Source organism: Pseudomonas sp. UBA3149 (genome assembly GCF_002364655.1).
Lineage (GTDB): Bacteria > Pseudomonadota > Gammaproteobacteria > Pseudomonadales > Pseudomonadaceae > Chryseomonas > Chryseomonas luteola.
In genome coordinates, this window is sequence record NZ_DEYV01000039.1 from 1 (window position 1) to 25129 (window position 25129).

18 protein-coding genes and 2 tRNA genes are annotated in these 25129 nt (G+C 56.6%); 12 read left to right on the forward strand and 8 right to left on the reverse strand.

The genetic code is table 11. The features are described from left to right. The 3 genes from B3729_RS21505 to glcC form a co-directional block, all read right to left on the reverse strand. Positions 1-809 (reverse strand): DUF4123 domain-containing protein (locus tag B3729_RS21505; protein ID WP_286788962.1); only part of this gene is annotated, 809 nt, incomplete at its 3' end. Next, positions 806-2881, reverse strand: coding sequence for a type VI secretion system tip protein VgrG (locus tag B3729_RS21510; protein WP_286788963.1), 2076 nt, complete (start codon positions 2879-2881; stop codon positions 806-808). The genes B3729_RS21505 and B3729_RS21510, both read right to left, overlap by 4 nt. Positions 2882-2996: 115 nt before the next feature. Beyond that, positions 2997-3770 (reverse strand): transcriptional regulator GlcC, encoded by a 774-nt coding sequence (gene glcC, locus B3729_RS21515; RefSeq protein ID WP_286788964.1) that lies wholly within the window; start codon positions 3768-3770, stop codon positions 2997-2999. 234 nt (positions 3771-4004) lie between these two features. Here glcC and glcD point away from each other — a divergent pair, with 234 nt between their 5' ends. From glcD to B3729_RS21570, 11 genes are all read left to right on the forward strand, one after another. Next, complete coding sequence (gene glcD / locus B3729_RS21520) at positions 4005-5504, forward strand: glycolate oxidase subunit GlcD (RefSeq protein ID WP_286788965.1); 1500 nt, start codon at positions 4005-4007, stop codon at positions 5502-5504. Positions 5505-5512: 8 nt separating this feature from the next. After that, the gene (gene glcE / locus B3729_RS21525; RefSeq protein WP_286788986.1) at positions 5513-6571 is read left to right on the forward strand and encodes a glycolate oxidase subunit GlcE; all 1059 of its coding nucleotides are present in this window, start codon (positions 5513-5515) and stop codon (positions 6569-6571) included. Beyond that, positions 6571-7851: a glycolate oxidase subunit GlcF gene (gene glcF, locus B3729_RS21530; protein WP_286788966.1), complete on the forward strand. Its 1281-nt coding sequence runs from the start codon at positions 6571-6573 to the stop codon at positions 7849-7851. The genes glcE and glcF overlap by 1 nt, the downstream gene beginning before the upstream one ends. Further along, positions 7820-8227 (forward strand): heme-binding protein, encoded by a 408-nt coding sequence (locus B3729_RS21535; RefSeq protein ID WP_286788967.1) that lies wholly within the window; start codon positions 7820-7822, stop codon positions 8225-8227. Before glcF ends, B3729_RS21535 begins: the two co-directional genes overlap by 32 nt. 29 nt (positions 8228-8256) lie before the next feature. Next, a complete protein-coding gene (locus B3729_RS21540) occupies positions 8257-10431 on the forward strand; it encodes a malate synthase G (protein ID WP_286788968.1) in 2175 nt (724 codons plus the stop codon). 185 nt (positions 10432-10616) lie between these two features. Next, the gene (locus B3729_RS21545) at positions 10617-12392 is read left to right on the forward strand and encodes an acyl-CoA dehydrogenase C-terminal domain-containing protein (protein ID WP_286788969.1); all 1776 of its coding nucleotides are present in this window, start codon (positions 10617-10619) and stop codon (positions 12390-12392) included. A 273-nt stretch (positions 12393-12665) separates the two neighbouring features. Continuing rightward, complete coding sequence (locus tag B3729_RS21550; RefSeq protein ID WP_122041471.1) at positions 12666-12824, forward strand: YqaE/Pmp3 family membrane protein; 159 nt, start codon at positions 12666-12668, stop codon at positions 12822-12824. A gap of 145 nt (positions 12825-12969) precedes the next feature. After that, a complete protein-coding gene (locus B3729_RS21555) occupies positions 12970-16518 on the forward strand; it encodes a response regulator (RefSeq protein ID WP_286788970.1) in 3549 nt (1182 codons plus the stop codon). Between the two features lie 2 nt (positions 16519-16520). Next, positions 16521-17342, forward strand: a complete 822-nt coding sequence (locus B3729_RS21560) for a CheR family methyltransferase (protein ID WP_010795994.1) — start codon at positions 16521-16523, stop codon at positions 17340-17342. Positions 17343-17347: 5 nt separating this feature from the next. Next, a complete protein-coding gene (locus B3729_RS21565) occupies positions 17348-17959 on the forward strand; it encodes a chemotaxis protein CheB (RefSeq protein ID WP_010795993.1) in 612 nt (203 codons plus the stop codon). After that, positions 17952-19241 carry a hybrid sensor histidine kinase/response regulator gene (locus tag B3729_RS21570; protein ID WP_219651603.1) on the forward strand — a complete coding sequence of 430 codons (1290 nt, stop codon included), beginning with the start codon at positions 17952-17954 and terminating at the stop codon, positions 19239-19241. Before B3729_RS21565 ends, B3729_RS21570 begins: the two co-directional genes overlap by 8 nt. 66 nt (positions 19242-19307) lie before the next feature. On the opposite strand, the gene B3729_RS21575 is transcribed toward B3729_RS21570, so the two are convergent. The 5 genes from B3729_RS21575 to rpsU all read right to left on the reverse strand — a co-directional run bounded on the left by B3729_RS21575 (position 19308) and on the right by rpsU (position 23891). Next, positions 19308-19382, reverse strand: a tRNA-Gln gene (locus B3729_RS21575). 18 nt (positions 19383-19400) lie between these two features. After that, a tRNA-Ile gene (locus tag B3729_RS21580) sits at positions 19401-19477 on the reverse strand. An 86-nt stretch (positions 19478-19563) separates the two neighbouring features. Continuing rightward, on the reverse strand, positions 19564-21414 hold the full coding sequence (gene rpoD, locus B3729_RS21585; RefSeq protein WP_010795991.1) for an RNA polymerase sigma factor RpoD: 1851 nt from the start codon (positions 21412-21414) through the stop codon (positions 19564-19566). 78 nt (positions 21415-21492) lie between these two features. Beyond that, a complete protein-coding gene (gene dnaG, locus B3729_RS21590) occupies positions 21493-23427 on the reverse strand; it encodes a DNA primase (protein WP_286788971.1) in 1935 nt (644 codons plus the stop codon). Positions 23428-23675: 248 nt separating this feature from the next. Then, the gene (gene rpsU, locus B3729_RS21595; protein ID WP_010795989.1) at positions 23676-23891 is read right to left on the reverse strand and encodes a 30S ribosomal protein S21; all 216 of its coding nucleotides are present in this window, start codon (positions 23889-23891) and stop codon (positions 23676-23678) included. Between the two features lie 204 nt (positions 23892-24095). Between rpsU and tsaD the strand changes: the two genes are divergently transcribed. Then, positions 24096-25121 carry a tRNA (adenosine(37)-N6)-threonylcarbamoyltransferase complex transferase subunit TsaD gene (tsaD, locus tag B3729_RS21600; RefSeq protein WP_026004189.1) on the forward strand — a complete coding sequence of 342 codons (1026 nt, stop codon included), beginning with the start codon at positions 24096-24098 and terminating at the stop codon, positions 25119-25121. Positions 25122-25129: the final 8 nt, after the last annotated feature.

Below are 25129 nucleotides of genomic sequence, written 5' to 3' on the forward strand. Positions count from 1 at the left end.
GTTTTGTTAGCGGCTCTAAAGTGTGCTAAGGGAAGCTCGTCTGGTAGGGGCTCCCATGCTGGGTTATTGAGTTGGTTTAATCTGTTGTGCATAAGCAGGAAAAATAGCTGATATGCATCTTTCCATTGGTAGATTTCAACTTTAGTTAAACAGTCTTTCAGCCATGTGCGTATATGTAGTTTCTTGGCCAGCTCAGTTGTTTCGGCTGGTTGGTTTTCCCATAGCCACTGTTCCAAGTTTAGGATATTAATTTCTTGCTTTATCTCGTCTGGTTCGGAGTAGAGCCAAGGGAAAGGCGCTTCTGGTAACTGAGAGAGGCTAGGGTTTGGATTGTTATATTCTTTCCATTTTTCCAAGTGCCAATATAAAACACTTTTAAAGGGTCCTAGAAGATAAGGAGCTTGTTCACGTTTCAAATAGGCGAGGCTTCTAGCTATTACGCGGGGGTCTTGAAAACGGTAAAGGGATATTTGCTCATCTTCATGTATTTCTATCCTGGCCTGTAAGTGTTTTTTTATAGCAGAAAATTCATGAAATTCTGTACAGGCTAACCAACCCCAGTCCCTTTCTGGATGTTGAATTAGACGTTGAATAGCTACGTTGCCCATGTCTTCAATTCTAATTAGCCAAGGCGCGATGGCAGAAAGCTCTTCATAAGGCGTACCCTGGTAAAGATTGGCGTATTCCTTGATGGCCCCTGAGCCGAATAGCTCCGGTATAGGGTTAGGTTCGGCTAATGAGTCAATAATTAAATAAAGCGATCGCTGCTTATTTGTTTGGGTTTGGATCCACGAATATACGGGGCTCATCTTGCTGAATGTCCTATATCACATACACCTTCACGACATGCCTCGCATATTGGGCAACGGCTTGCACCTAACTGCCGGGCCCTTATAGCCATTTGCAGTTGTACATTGGCTAGTGCTAGCTTGGGTGGTTTCCCCGCCTTATCACTATCCGCTGCCCATGGAACAAGCGGCCCCAGGATCTGAATGCCGGAGCCAACACCAGGGCTTCCGCCTGAGTTGATGTTTACCGCTGCCCCCACCAACGTAACGCCGCTGGGGTCGAGCTTGATGAAGGCGCCGCCTGCCTTGGCGGTCAGTTCAAGGCCTGCTTCGATAACGACTTTGCTTCCGGCATACAGGTGGATCTCATTCCCGGTCTCGATGTATTGCCCATTACCCAGCTTGATGTGCTGATTCTGGCCCACTGTAAGGTGGTCATTAGCCTTGATCTCGGTTTTACGGTCCAGGTCTGTTGTGTGGTGCTCTTCGGCTTTGAATTCCGTGTAGCTGTTTGCCTCGATGCGGTCATGCCGCTCATGGCCGACGCGGATCTTTTGGTCGTTCTCGATGTTCTCGTCCCAGTCCCGCTGGGCATGGATATAAATCTGTTCCTGACCTTTCTTGTCTTCGATGCGCAGCTCGTTGTAGCCGCCACCGCCTGGAGTGCTCAAGGTCTTGAAGACGGTACGCGTCTTGTTGGCGGGCAGGTCGTATGGGACGACGTTCTCCTTGTGATACAGGCAGCCGGTGATTAGAGGTTGGTCAGGGTCAGCCTCGAGAAACGTCACCAGTACTTCCATCCCGATACGGGGAATGGCGATGCCACCGTAGCGGTCACCGGCCCAATTACTGGCTACACGGAGCCAGCAACTGGTCTGTTCATTGGCCTGGCCTTCACGATCCCAGTGAAACTGGACCTTTACGCGACCGTATTCATCGCAATGGATTTCTTCGCCCTGGGGGCCGGTCACGACTGCCGTCTGACTTCCCAAAACAGCAGGCTTGGGATGCTCAAGAGCCGGGCGGTAGGGGACGTCCCACGGGGTAGCGGTAAAGCGGTTGCGGTAGCCCTGGGTGAAGCCATCTTCTTTGGAGACGTCACTGGTGACGGACTCTTCCAACACCTGAGGCTGTCTTCCTTCATGAAAGACTTCCTGGATAAGCCAGAGGGCATTCCAGGACGTGCGGGGGTGGCTGGTCAACGGTAGAAAGTGCCCGCTGACCAGACCCGCGTCGCTTTGTCCTTCTGCGAGTTGTGAATCAGACTGATGGCGCTCCAATGCGCGTTGGGCAAGGTGTTTGCCCCGGGTACGATCGGTAAAGCGGCCCGGATAGTCATAGTCCTCCAGATCAGGGGAGGATGGACCCTGGTAGGCTGCCTCCATCAACAGGCGTGGCTTCTCGAAGGTGTAATCGCGGCGTGTAACCCGACTGGTTCGCGTCGCCAGGCGCACACCGAAACGGCGAACGACTTCATGTTGAGCCGCTAAGCCGGAGTCTTGCTGATAAGGCACAGAGGACAGCTTGGGGAAGACCGTCTGATCGTCTCCAAAAACGAGCACATGACCGCTGCTGCTGTGCTGAAAGTGGTAGCTCAGGCCTTCTTCTTCACAGAGACGCTGGATGAAATGTAGGTCGCTCTCATCGTATTGAACACAGTAGTCCCTCGGTGGATAGACCGTCTTGCCGAGCTGGAAGCGATAAGCTCCTTCGAACAGACCATGCTCCTTGAGGATCGCTTCGATGATCTTGGGGACGGTAAGCTGCTGAAAGATACGCTGATTGACGCGGTGCGCCAGGTAGGCCAGTTGAGGCACAAGGCTGACACGGTAGCGCGTCAGGCGCTTGCCCGAGTCGCCTTGAGCGGCACGGTAAATAAGTCCGTGAACACCGCAGCCGCTAGGGCCAAAAGCAAGGTAGGCCGGCTTGTGCAGCAGGCTTTCCAGATCGAGATCAGGCTGTTCGCTGACAAGCTCGATATCGAAACGATACGTTTGATTGAGGGCTTCGTGGCCTTCAAAGCTCAGGACCTGCAGGTCTGTCGACAGGCCTTCGAGCGAAAGGGTGATATGGCTTTCATTTGCGTCCAGCATCCTGCTGAGCCTTCTTTCCTTGAAGAACAGGGCGCGGAGAGTGCCGAACTAGACCACACATTACCGTGAACTGTGTCGCAATAATGGCTATAGGGCAATAAACCTGCCCGAATGGTTAGACCCATCCCTCCAGCCGCATTGTTGCGCGAACCAGACGTTGCTCTTCCTGTTCGATCTCCCGCAGATTGTCACGAATGCTGTGGATATGGTCGAGCGCCGCGCGGCGGGCCTGATCGGGCAAACGCTGGGTAACAGTCTGATAGAGGCGGGTGTGCTGGCGGTCGATCTGCCTGCGTTGCGACGGGCGGTGATAGAGGTTGGCTATACAGGCAAACACCGATCCGAGCAGCAGATCATTCAACGACTGGAGGGTATGCACCAGGACGGGATTGTGTGACGCCTCGCTGATGGCGAGATGAAACGCATGGTCCAATCGGGCATGGGTATCTGCGTCCAACGCTTCCGGGTTTTCACAAGCCTCGCACAGCGCCTGATAACGCCGGCCAATCAACACAAAGTCCGCCTCTGTACCGCGCAAGGCTGCCAACCGGGCGGCTTCTCCTTCGAGCAGGGCGCGCACTTCGAGCAGATCGAAGAGCGTACGGGGTTGACTGCCAAACAGGTGCAGCAGTGGGCTGGTGTCATTCGAGGCGCTAAGGCGAGCTACAAAGGAGCCTCGGCCCTGGCTGGTTTCAATGATGCCCCTTGCTCTCAGCACACCGAGTCCTTCACGCAGGGCCGCCCGCGAAACTCCCAGCTTGTCGCACAGGCGACGCTCGGAGGGCAGGGCTTGCCCGACCTTTAATACGCCATCAACGATCAGCCGTTCGATCTGCTCGCTTACAGCATCGGCAACCTGTCTTCGCTTGGTGACTTCAAGAGTGCTCATGGCTCTGGTCTGACCAGTTGGTAAAGGCTTAGTGGGCATGAGTGCATGGTCTTTCGTCAAGGTGCATGGCGTCTGTGGGGCTAAGACTTTCGGCTAAGGCTGAGTATTAAAAAACTGGTCTGACCAGCTTTTAGTGGCATAGACGTCTTGGCAAACGGGGAGTAAAAGAAAAGCACGTAGCCTTGAAAGGCCCAGGCCCTCCGGCACAAAAACAACAAGATCGGTACTCTGGCAATGAATATCCTGTATGACGAACGCGTCGATGGCGTACTGTCCAAGGTCGACAAGGCTAGTCTGATTAAGGCATTGGAGGCCGCGTTGCCCGGCGTTCAGCTCCTCCACGCACGCGAAGACCTGAAACCCTACGAGTGTGATGGCTTGTCGGCATACCGCACGACGCCCATGGCCGTCGTGCTCCCGAATACCATTGAGCAGGTGCAGACCTTAATGCGGCTCTGCCATGAGCGTAACGTCCCAGTCGTTGCGCGGGGAGCAGGGACGGGGCTTTCCGGTGGTGCTCTGCCGCTGGAGCAGGGCGTGCTGCTGGTCATGGCGAAATTCAATCGGATCCTTGAAGTTGACCCGGATGCGCGCCGTGCACGGGTTCAGCCCGGCGTGCGTAACCTGGCGATTTCCCAGGCAGCCAATCCTTACGGGCTGTATTACGCCCCGGACCCGTCCTCCCAGATCGCCTGTTCCATTGGCGGCAATGTGGCTGAGAACGCAGGGGGCGTGCACTGCCTGAAGTATGGACTTACGGTGCATAACATCCTGAAGGTCGACATTGTGACCGTTGAGGGAGAGCGTCTGACCCTGGGTAGTGAGGCGCTGGACACGCCCGGGTTTGATCTGCTGGCCTTGTTCACGGGTTCGGAGGGGCTTCTAGGCGTGGTGGTGGAGGTGACCGTCAAGCTTCTGCCCAAGCCACAAACGGCCAAGGTGTTGATGGCCAGCTTCGACAGTATTGAAAAAGCCGGTCGAGCAGTCGGCGATATTATCGCTGCAGGCATCATTCCTGGCGGTCTGGAAATGATGGATAACCTCTCCATTCGGGCGGCGGAAGATTTCATCCATGCAGGCTATCCGGTGGACGCCGAGGCTATCCTCCTGTGTGAGCTGGATGGGGTGGAGTCTGACGTTCATGCTGACTGCGATTGCGTTCGTGATGTCCTGGCGCGGGCCGGAGCCACCGAGATTCGGCTGGCCCGGGACGAGGCCGAGCGGCAGAAATTCTGGGCAGGCCGCAAAAACGCATTCCCGGCAGTAGGCCGGATTTCTCCCGATTACTACTGCATGGACGGCACCATTCCCCGCCGTGCATTGCCGGGCGTTCTCAAGGGAATTGCGGATCTGTCCGAGCACTACGGCCTGCGGGTTGCCAATGTCTTCCATGCCGGGGACGGCAACATGCATCCGCTGATCCTGTTTGATGCCAATCAGCCGGGCGAACTTGAGCGCGCAGAAGAGCTGGGCGGCAAGATCCTCGATCTGTGTGTGGAGGTAGGTGGCAGCATCACCGGTGAGCACGGCGTAGGGCGAGAAAAGATCAACTCCATGTGTACGCAGTTCAAGCCTGATGAATTGACGTTATTTCACGCCGTCAAGAAAGCCTTTGATGAGAAGGGATTGCTCAACCCGGGCAAGAACGTGCCGACGCTGCACCGCTGCGCTGAGTTTGGCGGCATGCATGTACATCACGGCAAGCTGCCTTTTCCTGAACTGGAGCGCTTCTGATGGACGCCATGACTGCTTCCCATGATGCTTCTCAGGCGCTTCAGGACGAAGTGCTGCAGGCTATTGAGCAACGTCAGCCGCTACGCATCCGGGGCGGCGACAGCAAGCGTCACCTGGGCCGACCGGTAGACGGTATGGAAATCGATGTGCGCGCCCACCGAGGCATCGTTACCTATGATCCCACTGAGCTTGTAGTGACGGTACGGACAGGCACTCCACTGGCTGAGTTGGAGGCTGCGTTGGAAGCCAACGGCCAGATGCTGCCCTGCGAGCCGCCGCATTTCGGCCCGGGCGCGACGGTAGGCGGCATGATTGCGACGGGCTTTTCCGGCCCGCGTCGGCCCTGGGTAGGCTCGGTGCGGGATTTTGTCCTGGGGACCCGGGTCATCACAGGCGAGGGCAAACACCTGCGCTTTGGCGGTGAGGTCATGAAGAACGTGGCGGGCTATGACCTGTCTCGTCTGCTAGCCGGGAGCTTTGGTTGCCTGGGGCTGATTACCGAGGTGTCTCTCAAGGTTCTGCCCAAGCCGCGGACGTGTACCCGTCTAAGGTTAGAGCTGGATGCCCCGCGCGCGCTGAGCAAGCTGGCCGAGTGGGAGCGCCAGGCCATTCCGCTGGCAGGGGCCTGCCATGATGGCCGCGCATTACATATTCGTCTGGAGGGCGGTGAGGGTTCTGTCGCGGCCGCTCGGGATCGCATTGGAGGTGAAGACCTGTCTGTTGCGTACTGGACGGATCTGCGCGAGCACCGACTGGAATTTTTCGCTGATCCACGTCCACTGTGGCGCCTGTCGCTACCCAATCACAGCCCTGTATTGGAGCTGCCCGGCTCGGTCCTGATGGATTGGGGCGGTGCCCAGCGGTGGCTGAAAAGCGATATGGATGCCGCCACGCTCAGGCCTCTTGTCGAGCAGGTCGGGGGGCATGCCACCTGTTTCACGCCTGATATCACGCGCGAGCCATTCCACCCACTGGCACCTGCGCTTCTCAAATATCAGCGTCAGCTCAAGCAGCAAATGGACCCGCATGGGCTGTTCAATTCTGGTCGACTGTATGCGGAGCTGTAATGCAAACAATACTAAGTGAAGAAGCACGTCGCCTACCGCAGGCAGCGGAGGCCGAACGCGTACTGCGTAGCTGCGTACACTGCGGCTTCTGCAACGCGACCTGCCCGACCTATCAACTGTTGGGCGATGAGCTGGATGGGCCACGCGGACGTATCTACCTGATCAAGCAGATGCTGGAGGGCGGACCCGTAACAACGAAAACACAACTGCACCTGGACCGCTGTCTGACCTGTCGCAACTGTGAGACGACCTGTCCGTCCGGCGTGACTTACCACAATCTCCTGGATATCGGCCGTGCCGAACTGGAGCGCCGCGTGCCTCGCCCCATGGGGGAGCGCCTTCTGCGGGCCGGCTTGCGCACCGTGCTGCCGCGTCCTGCGTTATTCAAGGCGCTGGCGGACGCAGGGCAAACACTGCGTCCACTCTTACCGGATGCGCTAAAGAGCAAACTTCCTGCCGATCCGCTCCCCGCGGGAGAGCGACCGGCGGTACGTCATGAGCGACACGTGTTGATGCTGGAGGGCTGTGTTCAACCAGGACTATCGCCCAACACCAACGCTGCAACGGCGCGGGTGCTGGATCGCTTGGGGATTAGCGTGGTCGATGCGCCGCGAGCAGGATGCTGCGGCGCCGTTGAGTTTCACCTTAATGCCCAGCATGACGGACTTGACCGTGCCCGCCGCAATATCGATGCCTGGTGGCCTGCCGTGGAAGCAGGCGCGGAGGCAGTTGTGCAGACGGCCAGCGGTTGCGGCGCATTCGTCAAGGATTACGGTCATCTGCTGAAGGATGATCCCGCCTATGCCGCCAAGGCCCGCCGAGTATCCGAACTGGCAAAGGATATCGTCGAGGTGGTTCGTGCCGAGCCGTTGGAGCGGCTGGTGGTGAGTGCGGATCACCGGTTGGCCTTTCATTGCCCCTGTACCCTGCAACATGCCCAGAAGCTGGGCGGCGCTGTAGAGGAGGTCTTGCAGCGTCTGGGCTATACGCTGGCGACGGTGCCAGACGCCCATCTGTGCTGCGGCTCTGCCGGCACCTATTCGCTCACTCAGCCGGAGCTGTCTCGTCAGTTGCGAGACAACAAGCTCGCCGCGCTTGAGAGCGGGCAGCCCGATCTGATCGTTACCGCCAATATCGGTTGCCAGACCCATCTGGGCGGTGTTAGTCGTACACCGGTCCGACATTGGATCGAGATTGTCGATGCCGCTCTGAATTCCGAACCCTACCATCCTCACGTGGAGAATCTGCATGCAAAGCAAAGCCGTCCTGACCGTCACTGAAGTGAATCGCATCCTGGAGGCCGCACGCGCCGAGGCCGAGCGCAACCAGTGGGCCGTCTCCATTGCGGTAGTGGACGATGGCGGACATCCGCTGGCGCTGCTCAGGCTCGACAATGCCGCGCCAACCAGCGGCTACATCTCTACGGAAAAAGCCCGGACCGCAGCCCTGGGGCGCCGTGAATCCAAAGGGTTTGAAGACATGATCAACGGCGGGCGTACCGCCTTTTTATCTGCACCGATCCTGGCTGGCATGCTGGAGGGTGGTGTGCCGGTCATGGTCGAGGGACAGGTCGTCGGCGCGGTAGGCGTTTCAGGCGTCAAGGCCGATCAGGATGCACAGGTGGCCAAAGCGGGTGCTGCGGCTGTTTTGGGTTGAACCGATAAGAAGAACACAGGGATTACGACATGACTCAACGCACTTCTTGCCATCGCTTACAGGTAGCCACCTCCTTGCATCGCTTTGTCGAGGAGCAAGTGTTGCCCGGTACGGGAATCGATAGCGCTGCTTTCTGGCAGGGCTTCGATGCTCTGGTGCATGACCTGGCACCGCGTAACCAGGCACTGCTGGCCGAGCGTGATCAGATCCAGGCAAAGCTGGATGACTGGCATCTTACCAATCCCGGCCCGATCAAGGACATGGCGACCTACCGCCGCTTTCTGGAGTCGATTGGCTACCTGCTGCCGCAGCCGGAGAAGGTCCAGGCGACCACAGCCAATGTCGATACTGAAATCGCGCAGCAGGCTGGTCCGCAGCTGGTTGTACCGGTGCTCAATGCGCGTTATGCCCTAAACGCTGCGAATGCGCGCTGGGGCTCGCTTTACGATGCACTCTACGGCACCGACGCCATTCTAGAGGACGAAGGCGCCGAGAAAGCCAAGGGCTACAACCCCGCTCGCGGAGCCAAGGTTATCGCTTACGCCCGCGACTTCCTGGACCGGACCGTTCCGCTGGCCAAAGGCTCCCATAAAGAGGCGACGTGCTACCGGGTCGACGGCGGCCGTCTCGTGGTAGACATGAAGAATGGGGCCTGCGAGCTGGCCGATCCGTCAGCCTTTGTCGGCTATCAGGGCGATGCATCCGAACCATCGGCCATTCTGCTCAAGCACAACGGTCTGCATTTTGAAATTCAGATCGATCGTCACTCCCAGATCGGCCAAACCGACTGTGCTGGTGTGAAGGACATCCTGATGGAATCGGCCGTCAGCACCATCATGGATCTGGAGGACTCGATTACTGCTGTGGATGCACAGGACAAGGTCCTGGCTTACCGTAACTGGCTGGGCCTGATGAAGGGCGATCTGGCTGAAGAAGTGACCAAGGGTGACAAGCGTTTCACGCGTACGCTCAACCCGGACCGTGAGTATACGGCGGCCAATGGTGAGAGCCTGTCGCTGCATGGCCGCTCGCTTCTGTTCGTACGTAACGTCGGCCACCTGATGACCAACCCGGCCATTCTGTATGCCGATGGTCAGGAGATTCCTGAAGGCATTATGGATGCCGTGATGACCGTGACCATCGCCCTGCATGATCTGGCACGCCGTGGCAACTCCCGTACCGGCTCCATTTATATCGTGAAACCAAAGATGCACGGGCCGAAGGAAGTGGCTTTTGCGGCTGAATTGTTTGGACGGGTCGAGTCCATGCTGGGACTGCCTGCCAACACGATCAAGATGGGTATCATGGATGAGGAGCGCCGTACCAGCGTCAACCTCAAGGCCTGTATTGCCGAGGCGGCTTCCCGCGTGGCCTTTATCAACACCGGTTTCCTGGATCGCACCGGCGACGAGATGCACACCAGCATGGAAGCGGGTGCGATGCTGCGCAAGGGCGACATGAAAGGAAGCAAGTGGATTGCCGCCTACGAGCGCAACAACGTCCTGGTTGGTTTGTCCTGCGGGCTGCGTGGCCGCGCCCAAATCGGTAAGGGCATGTGGGCCATGCCTGACCTCATGGCCGCCATGCTGGAGCAAAAGATTGGTCATCCTAAAGCTGGCGCCAATACCGCCTGGGTGCCATCGCCTACGGCTGCGACCCTGCATGCGCTGCACTACCATCAGGTCGATGTGCAGGCGATCCAGCAAGAACTGGAGCAGGTCGATGTCAACGCCGCCCGTGACAGCATTCTGAACGATTTGCTGACCATTCCAGTTGTCGAGTCTGCCAACTGGTCTGTCGAGGAGATTCAGCAGGAGCTGGACAACAACGCCCAAGGCATTCTAGGTTATGTCGTGCGCTGGGTAGACCAGGGTGTCGGCTGCTCCAAGGTGCCGGATATCCATAACGTCGGCCTGATGGAAGACCGCGCCACACTGCGTATCTCTAGCCAGCATATTGCCAACTGGTTGCGCCACGGCGTAACCAATCAGGCACAGGTGATCGAAACGTTGCAGCGGATGGCCCGTATCGTGGATGAGCAAAACGCAGGTGACTCCCTGTATCGCCCCATGGCGCCCAACTTCGAAACGTCCTATGCCTTCCGGGCCGCCCGGGACCTGGTTCTAAAGGGACGCGAACAGCCCAACGGTTATACCGAGCCGCTGCTTCACGAGTGGCGATTGAAAGCCAAGGCAGGCTTGTAAGAACCTTGAAAAGGGACGCTAACAGCGTCCCTTTTTTGTTGGCTCAAACAAGGATCGGTTGGGTGACCGAAGCTGACTATCTGGTCGCATCATGAACCTATGGCCCTTTTGGCGTGTTCGCTACACTCAGGGAATACTCACAAAAAAGCGCCGGATACCCTGCGCCTCTGCTGGAGGATTGCCCCATGGCTGACTACCAAGCTCCCCTACGTGATATCCGTTTCCTGCTCAACGATGTGTTCAGGGTGCAGGAGGCGTGGCAGCAGTTACCTGAGCTGGCGGAACGGGTCGATACCGAGACGGCCGACGCCATTCTGGAAGAAGCGGCCAAGGTGGCTGCCCGCACCCTGTCTCCACTCAACCGCAATGGGGATGAAGAGGGCTGCCGTTGGGATGGGGGCAAGGTGATTACGCCAAAAGGCTTCCGGGAGGCGTATACCGTCTATGCCGAAGGCGGTTGGGTAGGCGTAGGCGGTGATCCTGAGTACGGTGGTATGGGCATGCCCAAGGTGATTTCTGCTCAGGTCGAGGAAATGGTCCATGCGGCCAATCTATCCTTTGGCCTGTACCCCATGCTCACGGCAGGCGGTTGCCTGGCCATCCATGCCCATGCCAGCGAAGAGCTGAAAGCGCGGTATCTGCCCAACCTCTATTCCGGTGTATGGGCAGGCTCCATGTGCCTGACCGAGCCCCATGCCGGCACAGACCTGGGCATCATCCGCACCCGTGCCGAACCGCAGGCGGATGGCAGTTATGCCATTACCGGTACGAAGATCTTTATTACAGCCGGTGAGCATGACCTGACGGAAAACATCATCCACCTGGTGCTCGCGAAGCTTCCGGACGCACCTACCGGCTCCAGAGGCATTTCACTTTTCCTCGTTCCAAAGGTCCTGGTCAATGAGGACGGCAGCCTTGGCGAGCGCAATACCCTGGCGTGCGGCTCCATCGAGCACAAGATGGGTATTCACGGCTCCAGTACCTGCGTGATGAACTTTGATGGCGCCAAGGGTTATCTGGTCGGTGAGCTCAATAAAGGGCTTGCTGCCATGTTCACCATGATGAATTACGAACGCTTGGGTGTAGGTATTCAAGGACTGGGAGCAGGGGAGCGTTCCTATCAGAGTGCCGTTGAGTACGCCCGTGAGCGCCTGCAAAGCCGCGCGGCAACCGGCCCTTCTGCGCCCGACAAGGCGGCTGACCCTATCATCGTTCATCCTGACGTACGTCGCATGCTGTTGACCATGAAGGCCTTGAACGAGGGCGGTCGTGCATTTTCCACCTATGTTGCGATGCAGCTCGATATCGCCAAGTTCAGCAACGATGCTCAGGCGCGCTCACGTGCCGAAGGCATGGTGGCGCTATTGACTCCTGTAGCCAAGGCTTTCCTGACAGATCTGGGGCTCGAGATTTGCGTGCATGGCCAGCAGATCTTTGGTGGGCATGGGTACATTCGTGAATGGGGGCAGGAGCAGCTGGTACGAGACGTTCGTATTACCCAGATATACGAGGGCACCAACGGTATCCAGGCGCTGGATCTGATGGGGCGCAAGGTTGTAGGGTCGGCGGGAAGCCTGTATCGGCCTTTCTCGGAAGAGATCAGAGCCTTTATCGAAATACTGAATGACACGTCATCCGAGTTTGCCGAACCGCTGCGAGCAGCGCTGGATAACCTGGACGCCCTGACCGAGTGGGTCATGAACGAGGCCAAAACCAATCCGAACGAGATAGGTGCAGCGTCGGTGGAGTACCTGCATGTGTTGGGTTATACCGCCTATGCCTACCTGTGGGCACGCATGGCTGAAGCCGCATTGCAAAGCGATCATGCCGAGCTGCGCAGTAGCAAGGTCGCAACGGCGCGGTTCTACTTTGCCCGACTGCTGCCTCGCATTCATTCGTTGACGGCTTCGGTAAGGGCAGGCAGCGGCGTGCTGTATGAGCTGGAGGCTGCACAGTTCTGATGTAAGCAAATACTTACAGGATGTTGCATGACTTGGCTCTATTAACCCTACATTTATAGGGAATATCATTCAGCTATCGAGTTCAGCGCAGGAAGCGCCCCAGTTAAAACAGGGAGTTAGAGGACTGCACCAGGACGGTGCCCGATACGGAAATCCTCCATAGTCTGCAAAGCCCCGCTACGGCGGGGTTTTTTCTGCCTGGCATTCGAGGAACCGACTCCCGTGCAATAGGTCCTATAGCTGTTTCGACGGCCTGTTACGAGGAGCTTGCAAATGGACCTGATCAGAATCATCTGCGCCATCATCCTTCCGCCCCTAGGCGTTTTCCTCCAGGTTGGTCTCGGAGGCGCTTTCTGGTTAAACATCCTGCTGACCATTTTGGGCTATATTCCAGGCATTATTCATGCTGTCTGGATCATCGCTCGACGTTAGTCCAGCCAATGGATAATCCGGCTCGCGATTGAATTAATTGAACGCGGGCCGCTTCGCTTTCCGTTTTTTCGTGCATGCTTGCCGTACTGCGGCTGCCTTGCAGCAGGTGGCCGCTTTTTCATTCATGACTGATATTGAGTAACGCATGAATCGTGAGTCGCCTGTCGATCAGCAAAGCTTTCGTCGAATCCTGAGCCGTAACCTGACTCTGCCATTAGGGATCGGTTTTCTTACTTCGGCGTTCTTTGTTGCTGTCGTTTATTACCTTCTTTCCGTAAACCAGTGGATCGAGCATACCGATCGGGTTATCAGTAGCAGTAACAATGTATTCAGGCTCGCGGTAGATCTGGAAACAGGTATGCGGGGTTATCTGCTAAGTGATGATCAATCCTTTCTTGAGCCCTACCAGCGTGCACAGGCTACGTTTCAGCCTCAGTTGGATGAGCTGAAAAGTCTGGTTTCAGATAACGAGGTCCAGCTACGTCGGCTTGAGCGCATTGAAAGCTTGCATCGTTCCTGGCGTGAATATGCGTCTCGAATGATCGCGTTGAATCAGCAGAACGGCGACTTCATGAAGCACGTACGCGACGGCGAAGGCAAAGACTTGATTGATGCTATCCGTCGCGACTTCAATGATTTCATTGCATTGGAGCAGCAGCAACGAGCCGAGCGTAGTTCAACGGCCAGTCAGGCCACCATCATCATTGTTGCGTCATTTCTGTGTGTCAGCCTCTTGCTGAGCGGCCTGCTGGCCTTCCTGGGGCGCCGTGAACTGACGCGCTTGTCTAATACCTACACCACCGCGCTGGATCAGCAGCTCGATCATGCCGAGCAAATGCAACGGCAAGCTTGGTACCGTGCCGGACAGATGCAGCTCTCCGAACAGGTGATTGGCCAGCAGACACTGCCTCTGCTAGGGCAAAGTATCCTGCAGTTCCTGGCCCGCTACCTGGGTGCTTCTGCAGGGGCGATCTATATCGTCCAGGACGATAACCGTAAGCTGGAGCGCGTAGCCGAATATGCGTTGAGCGAAGAGAACCTTTCCACGAGACGCACGCTGGCCTTGGGTGAAAGCCTGGTGGGACAAGCGGCTCTGGAGTCACGCATCATTGAGCTGAAGGATCTGCCACGTGATTATCTGAAGGTCAGCTCGGCCGTCGGCGAGACCACTGCCGCAGCGGCCCTGATCGTACCGATTGAAAGTGATGGTATGGTCAATGGCGTGGTGGAGCTAGGCTTTACCCGCAGTCTGGAAGCGCGGGATACCGAGTTGCTCAAGCTTGTCTCCTCAGCGATTGGTTCTTCCATCGAGGCCGGCAAGTATCGCCAGCGTCTGCAAAAGCTGTTGGCCGAGACCCAGCAGCTCAACGAAGAACTGCAGGTACAGCAGGAAGAACTCCGCACCGCCAACGAAGAGCTCGAAGAGCAGTCCCGTGCGCTCAAGGAGTCTCAGGCGCACCTCGAGCAGCAGCAGGCGGAGCTTGAGCAGACCAACGAGCAGCTCTCCGAGCAGACCCATGAGCTGCAACAGCAGCGCGACATGCTCGACGAGCGCAACAACCTGCTCAACGCAGCGCAGACTGAACTGGAAGATCGGGCTCGCGAGCTTGAGCGTGCCAGCCAGTACAAGTCGGAGTTCCTGGCCAACATGTCCCATGAACTACGGACACCGCTCAATAGCTCGCTTATCCTGGCCAAGTTGTTGGCCGATAACACGGATGCGAACCTTACTGCCGAGCAGGTCCGTTTTGCAGAGTCCATCTATTCTGCTGGCAATGACCTGCTCAACCTGATCAACGATATCCTCGACATTTCCAAGGTCGAGGCAGGCATGCTGGAAATCAGGCCTGAGCAAGTGTCCGTCAAGCGTGTCGTCGACACCCTGAAAAACTCATTCAATCCCGTGGCCGATAGCCGTGAGCTGTCTTTCACGGTTGATCTTGCCGACGATCTGCCTGGCTTTGTGTACTCGGATCGGCAGCGTATCGAGCAAATTCTCAAGAATCTGCTTTCCAATGCATTCAAGTTTACCGAGCGAGGCGGCGTTACGCTCAAGGTGACGCTCGATCAGAACCAGGTCGCGTTCGCGGTCACCGACTCGGGCATTGGTATTGCGCCAGATCAGCAGGAGGTCATCTTTGAAGCCTTCCGTCAGGCCGATGGCGCAACGACCCGTCGTTACGGCGGTACCGGTCTGGGACTTTCCATTTCCCGCGACCTGGCCAAGCTGCTGGGGGGCTCCATTGAAGTACAGAGCGTTCCGCAGCAGGGCAGTACCTTCACCTTGCGCCTACCCCTGCAATATGAGCAGCCACTCATTGCCGACGCACCTGCTTCCCGTGTTCAGGCCGCTCCTGCGCTGCGTCCTACCAACGAGGCGCCAGCTCCAGTCGCGGTTGCTGCATCCGTTGCTGCCGCGCCGTCATCGGTGCCAGTAGTGACGGCTGACGAAATAAGCCCGGCCCGCCCGAGACCGTTCCCGGACGACCGTGAAAGCTTCCCCTTCCCGGATCGCAAGGTACTGGTGATTGAGGACGAGCCACAGTTTGCACGTATCCTTTACGATCTGGCCCATGAGCTGAAATACAGCTGCCTGGTGGCACATGGGGCCGATGAAGGCTTCGACGTCGCAACCGAGTTCACGCCAGATGCCATTCTGCTGGACATGCGTCTACCCGACCATTCAGGCCTTACCGTGCTTGAGCGGCTCAAGGAGAATCCCCATACACGGCATATTCCGGTGCATGTGGTATCGGTTGAGGATCGGGTCGAGGCCGCCATGCACATGGGGGCCGTCGGCTATGCCATGAAGCCCACGACCCGTGATGAGCTCAAGACCGTCTTCAGTCGACTCGAGGCCAAGTTTTCGCAGAAGATGAAGCGCATTCTGCTGGTCGAAGACGATGCGCTGCAGCGCGACAGCATCACCAAGCTCATCGGTGATTCAGATGTGGAAATTACCGCGGTAGAGCTTGGCCAGGAGGCACTTGAGCTGCTGCGTAACAATATCTATGACTGCATGGTAATCGACCTCAAGCTGCCCGATATGGAAGGCAACGAGCTGCTTGAGCGCATGGCCAATGAAGAGATCTGCTCCTTCCCGCCGGTCATTGTCTATACCGGGCGCAGTCTGACCCGTGATGAAGAAGCGAACCTGATGAAGTACTCGCGCTCGATCATCATCAAAGGAGCCCGTTCGCCCGAGCGTTTGCTGGATGAGGTCACACTCTTCCTGCACAAGATCGAAGCCGACATGCCGCCTGAGCGCCAGAAAATGCTCAAGACTGCCCGCAGCCGCGACAAGGCATTCGAAGGTCGTAAGCTCCTGTTGGTAGATGACGACGTACGCAATATCTTCGCCCTGACCAGTGCGCTCGAGCAGAAGGGAGCAATCGTCGAAATCGCCCGCAATGGTCTTGAGGCGGTGGAGAAGGTACAAACGATCGAAGGTATCGATCTTGTACTCATGGACATCATGATGCCAATGATGGACGGCTATCAGGCCATGCAGGAAATTCGCAAGATTCCTTACCTGCAAAAACTGCCCATTATTGCTATTACCGCCAAGGCCATGAAGGACGACCAGGAGCGTTGTCTGCGTGCCGGGGCCAATGACTATCTGGCTAAGCCTGTCGATCTGAACCGGCTGTTCTCATTAATCAGGGTATGGATGCCGTCACTGGAGAAGCTGTAACCATGTGTCCCGACCGTACCCTGGATATTGAGCTGCGCTTGCTCATCGAGGGTATCTATCTCAAATACAGCTACGACTTTCGGGATTATTCCGGCGCTTCGCTCAAGCGCCGGGTGCTCCATGCGCTGTCGAAGTTTGAATGCGAAACTATTTCAGAGCTGCAAGCTCGCGTGCTGCATGATCCCCAACTGTTCAGCGAGCTGCTCCAGTTCCTGACGATTCCGGTCAGCGAGATGTTTCGTGACCCCACCTATTACCTGGCCATTCGAGAGCACGTAGTCCCTGTGCTCAAGACCTATCCATCGCTCAAGATCTGGATTGCCGGGTGCAGTACGGGGGAGGAAGTCTATTCCATGGCCATCCTCTTTAAGGAAGAGGGGCTGCTGGACCGTACGTTGATTTACGCCACCGATATCAATCCACAATCGCTGGATCGTGCCCGGCAGGGCGTCTTTCCGCTGGAGCGGGTGCGTAAATACACACAAAGCTATCAGCTGGCCGGCGGCAAGAATTCCTTTTCCGACTATTACACAGCGGCCTACGATGGGGCGCTGTTTGATAAGTCACTTATGGCCAATGTCACCTTTGCCGACCATAGCCTGGCTACGGACATGGTGTTTTCTGAGACGCACTTCATCTCCTGCCGAAATGTTCTGATCTATTTCAACAAAGGCTTACAGAATCGCGCGTTCGGTTTGTTTCATGAGTCGCTGTGCCACCGAGGCTTTCTCGGACTCGGCAGCAAGGAGTCGCTCGATTTCTCTGCCTATGCGGGTCATTTCGAACCGGTCGTCAAAAAAGAACGACTTTTCAGGCGGTTATAATCGTCATGAAACAAGGGCCGGATACCCTCTTTTCGCTGCCGCAGCGGCAAATTGAAGCAATTGTTGTAGGCGCTTCCGCGGGTGGGCTACAAGCACTTAGTGTACTATTGGTCGGCTTGGTCGAAACTTTTCGCCTGCCTATCGTCGTGGTAGTACACATGCCCGAGGACAAGGACAGTAAACTAGCGGAAATTTTCCGACTGCGTCTGGAGATAGACGTCAAGGAAGCAGATGAAAAGGAACCGCTGCACCCTGGCACACTGTACTTTGCGCCGCCTGGGTACCATCTGCTGATCGAACAGGACAAAACGCTCTCCCTGAGCCGGGAAGAGCGTGTGCACTTTTCGCGGCCTTCAATCGACGTATTGTTCGAAAGTGCTGCAGACGTATTTGGCGAGCACCTTTGTGGTGTTCTACTGACCGGAGCCAATGAGGACGGCGCGGCAGGCTTGAGAGCGATCCACCGTGCCGGTGGGTTGACCGTTGTTCAGGATCCGGCTGAAGCCTTCGTGCCTACGATGCCAGAAGCGGCTCTCAAGTTGTTTACTCCTGATTTCATTTTGCCTGTCAGAGACATTAATACATTGCTCGTCGAGCTGGAACAGAACAATGCTTAAAGAAGTGAATACAGCAAAGATTCTCATCGTTGACGATCTTCCAGAGAATCTTTTGGCACTTGAGGCGTTGTTGAAACACGAGGACCTCTCTGTATTCAAGGCAGGTTCTGCCGAGGCTGCGCTTGAGCTATTGCTCGTGCACGAATTTGCGCTTGCCATTCTGGACGTGCAGATGCCGGTCATGAACGGCTTCGAGCTTGCCGAAATGATGCGAAGTACCGAGAAGACCAAACATATTCCAATCGTCTTTGTCAGTGCTGCCGGTCATGACCGCAACTATGCCTTCAAAGGCTATGAGAGCGGAGCTGTAGACTTTCTTTACAAGCCGCTCGACATCCATGCGGTCAAGAGTAAGGTCAGCGTATTCGTGGACCTGTACCGGCACCGCAAGGGCATGCGGCGTCAGCTTGAGGCGCTTGAGCGTAGCCGTCAGGAGCAGGAGGTGCTGCTGGCCGAGCTGCGCCAGACGCAAGTTGAGTTGCAGCATGCGGTGCGGATGCGCGACGACTTCATGTCTATCGTTTCCCATGAGCTGAAGACCCCGCTCAATACGCTGATTCTTGAAGCCCAGCTGCGCAAGATCTACCTGGGCAAGAATAATATGGCAGCTTTTACGCCTGAAAAGCTGATGGAGATGGTCGAGAGGGACGAGCGTCAGGTACAGAAGTTGGTACGTCTGATCGATGACATGCTCGACGTATCCCGTATCCGGACGGGCAAGTTGTCTATCCGACCTTCCCGTTTCGATCTGGTGAAACTGGTTTCCAGTATCGTCGAAAATTTCATGCCGCAACTCAACGCGACTGGCTGTGACGTCACGGTAGAGCTTCCCGAATACATCGAAGGGGAGTGGGACGAATTCCGAATCGAGCAGGTTGTTGCCAATCTGCTTACCAATGCCATGCGCTACGGTGCAGGCAAGCCCGTTCATGTGAAACTGGATGTCAAGGACGGCTGCGCTGTACTTAGCGTACGCGACTTTGGTATCGGTATCTCGCCTGAGAATCAGGAGCGTATTTTCCGCCAGTTTGAGCGCGCTAGTGGAAGCGAAGGCGTTGCAGGGCTGGGCTTGGGGCTTTATATCGCCGATCAGATCGTCAAGGCGCACCGTGGCACGATAGGTGTCTGCAGCATCGAAGGACAGGGGGCTACGTTCAGCGTGACGCTTCCTCTCGGCGAGTCGACGGCGACTGAATCGGCTAAGCCGAGGTTGACCCTGGTAGAGACAGGTATGCATTCCGCGCAGGGCTCGGCCTCCGGATCGTCAGGTCTGAAGGCGTAAGGAGAGCAGAAATAAAAAAGGCTTACCGAGGTAAGCCTTTTTTATTACGCGCTTGGCGCTGAGATATGGCAGGGGCGGCTGGATTCGAACCAACGCATGGCAGGATCAAAACCTGCTGCCTTACCGCTTGGCGACGCCCCTGTGATACTTTCGAATTTCTGGTGGGCCCGGAGAGACTCGAACTCTCGACCAAAGGATTATGAGTCCTCTGCTCTAACCGACTGAGCTACAGGCCCTACGAGAGGGGCGCATTATACCCATATAGAAGCAAATGGCAAAATAAAGCGCATAAAAAACCGGAGCTTTTGCTCCGGTTTTTCATTTACTCGTCGAGGAACGAGCGAAGATGCTCGCTACGAGACGGATGACGCAGCTTACGCAAGGCCTTGGCTTCGATCTGACGAATACGCTCGCGTGTCACATCGAACTGCTTACCGACCTCTTCAAGTGTATGGTCAGTATTCATATCGATGCCGAAACGCATGCGCAGTACCTTGGCTTCACGAGCCGTCAGTCCTGCCAGTACATCGCGAGTCGCTTCCTTCAGGCTTTCGCTGGTCGCTACCTCGATCGGAGACTGCATGGTGGAGTCTTCGATGAAATCACCCAGGTGCGAATCTTCATCATCACCAATCGGTGTTTCCATGGAGATTGGCTCTTTAGCGATCTTCAATACCTTGCGGATCTTGTCCTCAGGCATATCCATACGCTCACCCAGCTCTTCCGGCGTCGGCTCGCGGCCCATTTCCTGCAACATCTGGCGGGAAATACGATTGAGCTTGTTGATCGTCTCGATCATGTGAACCGGAATACGGATGGTCCGTGCCTGGTCCGCAATGGAGCGGGTAATCGCCTGACGAATCCACCAGGTCGCATAGGTGGAGAACTTGTAGCCGCGGCGGTATTCGAACTTGTCTACCGCCTTCATCAGACCGATGTTGCCTTCCTGGATCAGATCAAGGAACTGCAAGCCACGGTTTGTGTACTTCTTGGCGATCGAGATCACGAGACGCAGGTTGGCCTCAACCATCTCTTTTTTCGCCCGACGAGCCTTGGCTTCGCCGATGGACATGTTGCGATTGATCTCCTTGATCTCGGCAACTGTCAGGTCAAGCTCCTTTTGCAGGGCAATCAGCTTTTCCTGGTTGCGCTGGATATCAGGACGCAGGCGCTCAATCGCCTCGGCATACTTGGGCTTGTTCTTGAGAACCTTGTCTACCCACTCAAGGTTGGTTTCGTTGCTCGGGAACGAACGCAGGAAATCAGCGCGGGGCATACGTGCATCACGTACACACAGCTGCATGATGGCGCGCTCCTGGGCACGAACACGATCCAGCGACTCGCGAACGCGGCCTACCAGTATCTCGTACTGCTTGGGTACCAGCTTGATCGGCATGAACAGCGTGGCCAGGGCCACCAGCTCTTCAATGGCCTGATCGCTGCTACGGCCATGCTTCTGGAGCGCCTTTTGGGTTTTCTCCAGTTGTTCGGCTACGGCTGCGAAGCGCTGACGAGCTTCTTCCGGGTCCGGACCGCTTTCGGTCTCTTCCTCGGAATCATCGCTCTCGCTTTCTTCTTCGTCGTCGCTCTGGGCTGCAGCGGCATCCTTGGCCTTGGGCACAGGAATGTCATCGCTTTCGCTCTCAGGCAGCGTGCCGTCATCGGGATCGATGTAGCCGCTGAGAACGTCAGACAGGCGACCGCCTTCGGACGTAACCCGATCATATTCGCTGAGAATGTATTCAACCGAGCCCGGGAAGTGAGCGATAGCGCTCATGACTTCACGGATACCTTCCTCGATACGCTTGGCGATTTCGATTTCGCCTTCACGGGTCAAGAGTTCAACGGTACCCATCTCACGCATGTACATGCGCACGGGGTCGGTGGTACGACCAACATCGCTTTCAACTGCTGCCAGTGCGGCGGCGGCTTCTTCAGCGGCGGCTTCATCGGTATCCGCTTCTGCGAGCAGTAGGGTATCCGCATCCGGAGCTGTTTCGAATACGTTGATCCCCATGTCGTTGATCATGCGGATGATGTCTTCCACCTGTTCTGGATCGGAGATATCCTCCGGCAGGTGATCGTTGACTTCCGAGTACGTCAGGTAACCCTGCTCGCGACCGCGGGCGATCAACTCTTTAAGACGAGATTGCTGTTGCGCTTTTCCGGACATAAACACCCTTCCACGAAGGCATAGGCGGGCAAAAATAAGCTGAGTATTATAGCCGATTAGGCGGCTTTCTTGCCAGAATCAGGTTGATGGCACAGCTGGGCGGCTAAGAAGCTCGCGCAGACGGTCCTTCTCTTCAATGCTGAGTTCGCTTTGGCGCGCCTTGCGGAGCAGCTGTTCAAGGCTGCGTTCACGCTGGCTTGCTGCAAGCCTAGTAATGGTGTCGAAAAACTGTTGTTCAAGGTTATCACCTGAAATCAACCACTCTTTTTCGGCTAAAACACGTAATAGTTTGCCTTGTTCAGTGCCGTGCCAGCGTGCCAGCAGCTGCAACGTGCTCTGTTCGGGCTTCTTCTGCAAGGCATCAACCAGGGCAACAAGAAGCTGTGCGTACTGGTCATTTTCTTCGGCAATGTTCTTTGCATCCTGAACCTGCAAGGCCAGCGAAGGGCGGTGTACCAGGCTGCGTAATGCGGCAAGCGTAGGCGGTTCAACCTTTACCGGCTCGCGTGGGGCACGCATGGCAGGGTCACCTTTGAAGCCGAACGACTTCTTGCCGCGGAGCCCATTTTTCCCGCCATACGAGGGCTTGCCTGTGCGAGTGCTCGGGTAGGGCGCAGCAGGCGCAGGTGAGTCATAGCCGCTGTCGTAGTAGGCATCCTGCTCGTAGTAAGGCTCGTCCGTAGGCCGTGGTGTCGCGGCTGGTGCGCTGGCAAACTGATTGAGCGACTCGTTGTTGAGCCCGGTCAGCTCGGTCAGGCGCAGGCGCATGAGCGCTTTCAGGTTATTTCCCGGGACCTTTTCAATCAGCGGTATGGCCAGTGTCGCCAGGTGCGCCTTTCCCTCCAGAGTAGACGGGTCAGCCTCGGCTGCCAGTTGCTGGAAGAAATACTCGGCCAGTGGCAGCGCCTGCTGGACGAAACGTGCCTGAAACGCGTCCGGGCCCTCTGATCTGACGAGAGAATCTGGATCTTCGCCTTCGGGAAGAAAGAGAAAGCGGATCTTGCGACCGTCCTGTAGGGTGGGGAGCGCTGATTCCAGCGCGCGCCATGCTGCGCTACGACCGGCCTTGTCGCCATCAAAGCAGAACAGAATTTGAGGCACCAGACGAAACAAGCGCTTGATGTGCTCCTCACTGGTAGACGTACCCAGGGTGGCAACAGCATTTCGTATGCCTTGCTGCGCCAGGGCAATCACGTCCATATAGCCTTCCACGACAATGATCTCGTCAAGATCGCGGTTGGCTCGGCGAGCCTCGAACAGCCCGTACAGCTCTTGACCCTTATGGAAAACAGGCGTTTCCGGAGAGTTCAGGTACTTGGGTTTCTCATCGCCCAGTACCCGACCGCCAAACGCGATAACGCGTCCACGGCTGTCCTTGATCGGAAAAATGACCCGATCACGGAAGCGATCGTAGCGTTTGCCGTTTTCAGTATTTTCGATCAGCAGGCCGGCCTCGATCATGGCTTTTTGCTGAAGCTCGTCACCTGCCAGATGCTTGAGCAGATTGTCCCAGCCAGGCGGTGCGAATCCCAGGCCATAATCACGTGCGATCTCGCCGGTCAGGCCGCGTTTCTTCAGGTAATCCACCGCGGCTTTACGCTGGGGGTGACTCTTGAGCGACTGACGATAGAACGTGGCTGCGTCGGCCAGCAGCGCATACAGCGGAGAGTCCACCATCTGCCGCGGCTTGCGTGGGCCGCCACTGGTGCTTTCTTCCCGGGGAACGTCAAGACCGGCTTTTCTGGCCAGCTCTTCAACAGCTTCGGGAAACTCCAGATTGTCATGGTCCATGACAAAGCCGAGGGCATTTCCGCCTGCGCCGCAGCCGAAGCAGTAATAGAACTGCTTGTCTGGACTTACGCTGAACGAAGGGCTCTTTTCGTTATGAAAAGGACAGAGCGCACTAAAATTCTTGCCGGTTTTTTTTAGCTTGATGCGTGACCCTACCACTTCGACAATGTCGGTGCGGTTGAGCAGGTCGTCGATAAAGCTCTGGGGGATCAATCCGGCCATGGTGCATTCGGCTCAGGGAGGGCCATTAGCATACGCGATGAAAAACGGTTGCTTCCATGCGCAGGTCGCTTGGTTGAATTATAAATTCGACTATCGAAACTTGAGCATACTAACGCACGTTGCGAAAGGATGTTCAACAGGAATGCGCCAGGCATGGGACATGCTTGACAGGTGGTGCGGATTAGCAGATCACATACGTTCAGCCCGACCAGTGGTCGGGCGGAGCCGTTAGCCTTGCAGGCGTCTGATCAGTACAGACGCTCGCGGCGGCGCTGTTCGCGCTGCACTTTCTTGGCATGACGCTTAACAGCAGCAGCTGCCTTGCGCTTACGCTCGGAAGTAGGCTTCTCGTAGAACTCGCGGCTGCGAACTTCAGCCAGAACACCGGCTTTTTCGCAAGAGCGCTTGAAACGACGCAGGGCTACGTCGAAGGGTTCGTTTTCTTTGACTTTGACGGCGGGCATCCAGGTCGTACCTTCAATGTTTTACCGGGGGTTGATTCAACGCTTGAGGCCTTGGCCATGTAAAGCGTCGGTTTTTAAGGGTTGCGGATAGTAACGCTTCGCCGGGGTAAATGCAAAGCTTCCGGACGAAAGCACTGGTCTGAGCAAATGGGTGGGATTATCATGCCTTCCTTCATTCATCGTCAGGCCGAAGGCCATCTGCCCATGCGTGTTCTGGGACTCGAAACGTCCTGCGACGAAACAGGTGTCGCACTCTTTGACAGCGAACGTGGACTTTTGTCCGATGCGCTATTCAGTCAAATCGATTTGCATCGTGTTTATGGTGGGGTAGTGCCTGAATTGGCCTCCCGTGACCATGTAAAACGAATGCTTCCTCTTATTAATCAGGTATTGGCTGAGGCAGGCAGCAAGCCGGCCGATGTCGATGCCATTGCCTATACGGCCGGTCCGGGCCTGGTCGGTGCGCTGCTGGTAGGCGCCTCCTTTGCCCAGGCGCTGAGTCTGGCATGGGGTGTTCCGGCGTTGGGGGTTCATCACATGGAAGGCCATTTGTTGGCGCCCATGCTGGAGGAGCAGCCGCCGGAATTTCCGTTCGTCGCCTTGTTGGTGTCTGGTGGCCATACGCAGCTTGTACGGGTGGACGGTATCGGCCGTTATCAGCTTCTGGGCGAGTCGGTAGACGATGCTGCGGGGGAAGCCTTTGACAAGACTGCCAAGCTCCTGGGGCTCGGTTATCCAGGCGGGCCGGAGATTGCTCGACTTGCGCTCAATGGCAATCCTGATCGCTTTGTCTTTCCGCGTCCGATGACAGACCGGCCTGGTCTGGATTTCAGCTTCAGCGGTTTAAAGACTTTTGCTCTCAACACTTGGCAGCAATGCGAGGCGGCAGGGGATAACAGTGAGCAGACGCGTTGCGATATCGCCTTGGCCTTTCAGCGTGCGGTCGTCGAGACGCTGACGATCAAGTGCAAGCGTGCCCTTAAGCAAACAGGCCTCAAGTCTCTGGTAATTGCTGGCGGTGTCAGCGCCAATACTGCGCTGAGAACTTCGTTGGAGACCATGCTCAAGGAGCTACGTGGGCATGTCTTTTATGCCCGCCCACGTTTCTGTACGGACAACGGCGCCATGATTGCGTATGCCGGTTGCCAGCGTCTGCTGGCCGGTCAGCAGGATGGTCCCGCTATTCAGGTGCAGGCGCGTTGGCCAATGGAGCAGTTGCCGGCGGTCTGAGTAACGTC

Coding starts and splice junctions, on each gene's coding strand:
- glcE (WP_286788986.1), top strand. CDS start 5,513: ATGACTGCTTCCCATGATGCTTCTCAGGCGCTTCAGGACGAAGTGCTG.
- glcD (WP_286788965.1), top strand. CDS start 4,005: ATGAATATCCTGTATGACGAACGCGTCGATGGCGTACTGTCCAAGGTC.
- B3729_RS21550 (WP_122041471.1), top strand. CDS start 12,666: ATGGACCTGATCAGAATCATCTGCGCCATCATCCTTCCGCCCCTAGGC.
- glcC (WP_286788964.1), bottom strand. CDS start 3,770: ATGAGCACTCTTGAAGTCACCAAGCGAAGACAGGTTGCCGATGCTGTA.
- B3729_RS21565 (WP_010795993.1), top strand. CDS start 17,348: ATGAAACAAGGGCCGGATACCCTCTTTTCGCTGCCGCAGCGGCAAATT.
- tsaD (WP_026004189.1), top strand. CDS start 24,096: ATGCGTGTTCTGGGACTCGAAACGTCCTGCGACGAAACAGGTGTCGCA.
- B3729_RS21545 (WP_286788969.1), top strand. CDS start 10,617: ATGGCTGACTACCAAGCTCCCCTACGTGATATCCGTTTCCTGCTCAAC.
- dnaG (WP_286788971.1), bottom strand. CDS start 23,427: ATGGCCGGATTGATCCCCCAGAGCTTTATCGACGACCTGCTCAACCGC.
- rpoD (WP_010795991.1), bottom strand. CDS start 21,414: ATGTCCGGAAAAGCGCAACAGCAATCTCGTCTTAAAGAGTTGATCGCC.
- B3729_RS21570 (WP_219651603.1), top strand. CDS start 17,952: ATGCTTAAAGAAGTGAATACAGCAAAGATTCTCATCGTTGACGATCTT.
- glcF (WP_286788966.1), top strand. CDS start 6,571: ATGCAAACAATACTAAGTGAAGAAGCACGTCGCCTACCGCAGGCAGCG.
- B3729_RS21555 (WP_286788970.1), top strand. CDS start 12,970: ATGAATCGTGAGTCGCCTGTCGATCAGCAAAGCTTTCGTCGAATCCTG.
- B3729_RS21560 (WP_010795994.1), top strand. CDS start 16,521: ATGTGTCCCGACCGTACCCTGGATATTGAGCTGCGCTTGCTCATCGAG.
- B3729_RS21540 (WP_286788968.1), top strand. CDS start 8,257: ATGACTCAACGCACTTCTTGCCATCGCTTACAGGTAGCCACCTCCTTG.
- rpsU (WP_010795989.1), bottom strand. CDS start 23,891: ATGCCCGCCGTCAAAGTCAAAGAAAACGAACCCTTCGACGTAGCCCTG.
- B3729_RS21535 (WP_286788967.1), top strand. CDS start 7,820: ATGCAAAGCAAAGCCGTCCTGACCGTCACTGAAGTGAATCGCATCCTG.
- B3729_RS21510 (WP_286788963.1), bottom strand. CDS start 2,881: ATGCTGGACGCAAATGAAAGCCATATCACCCTTTCGCTCGAAGGCCTG.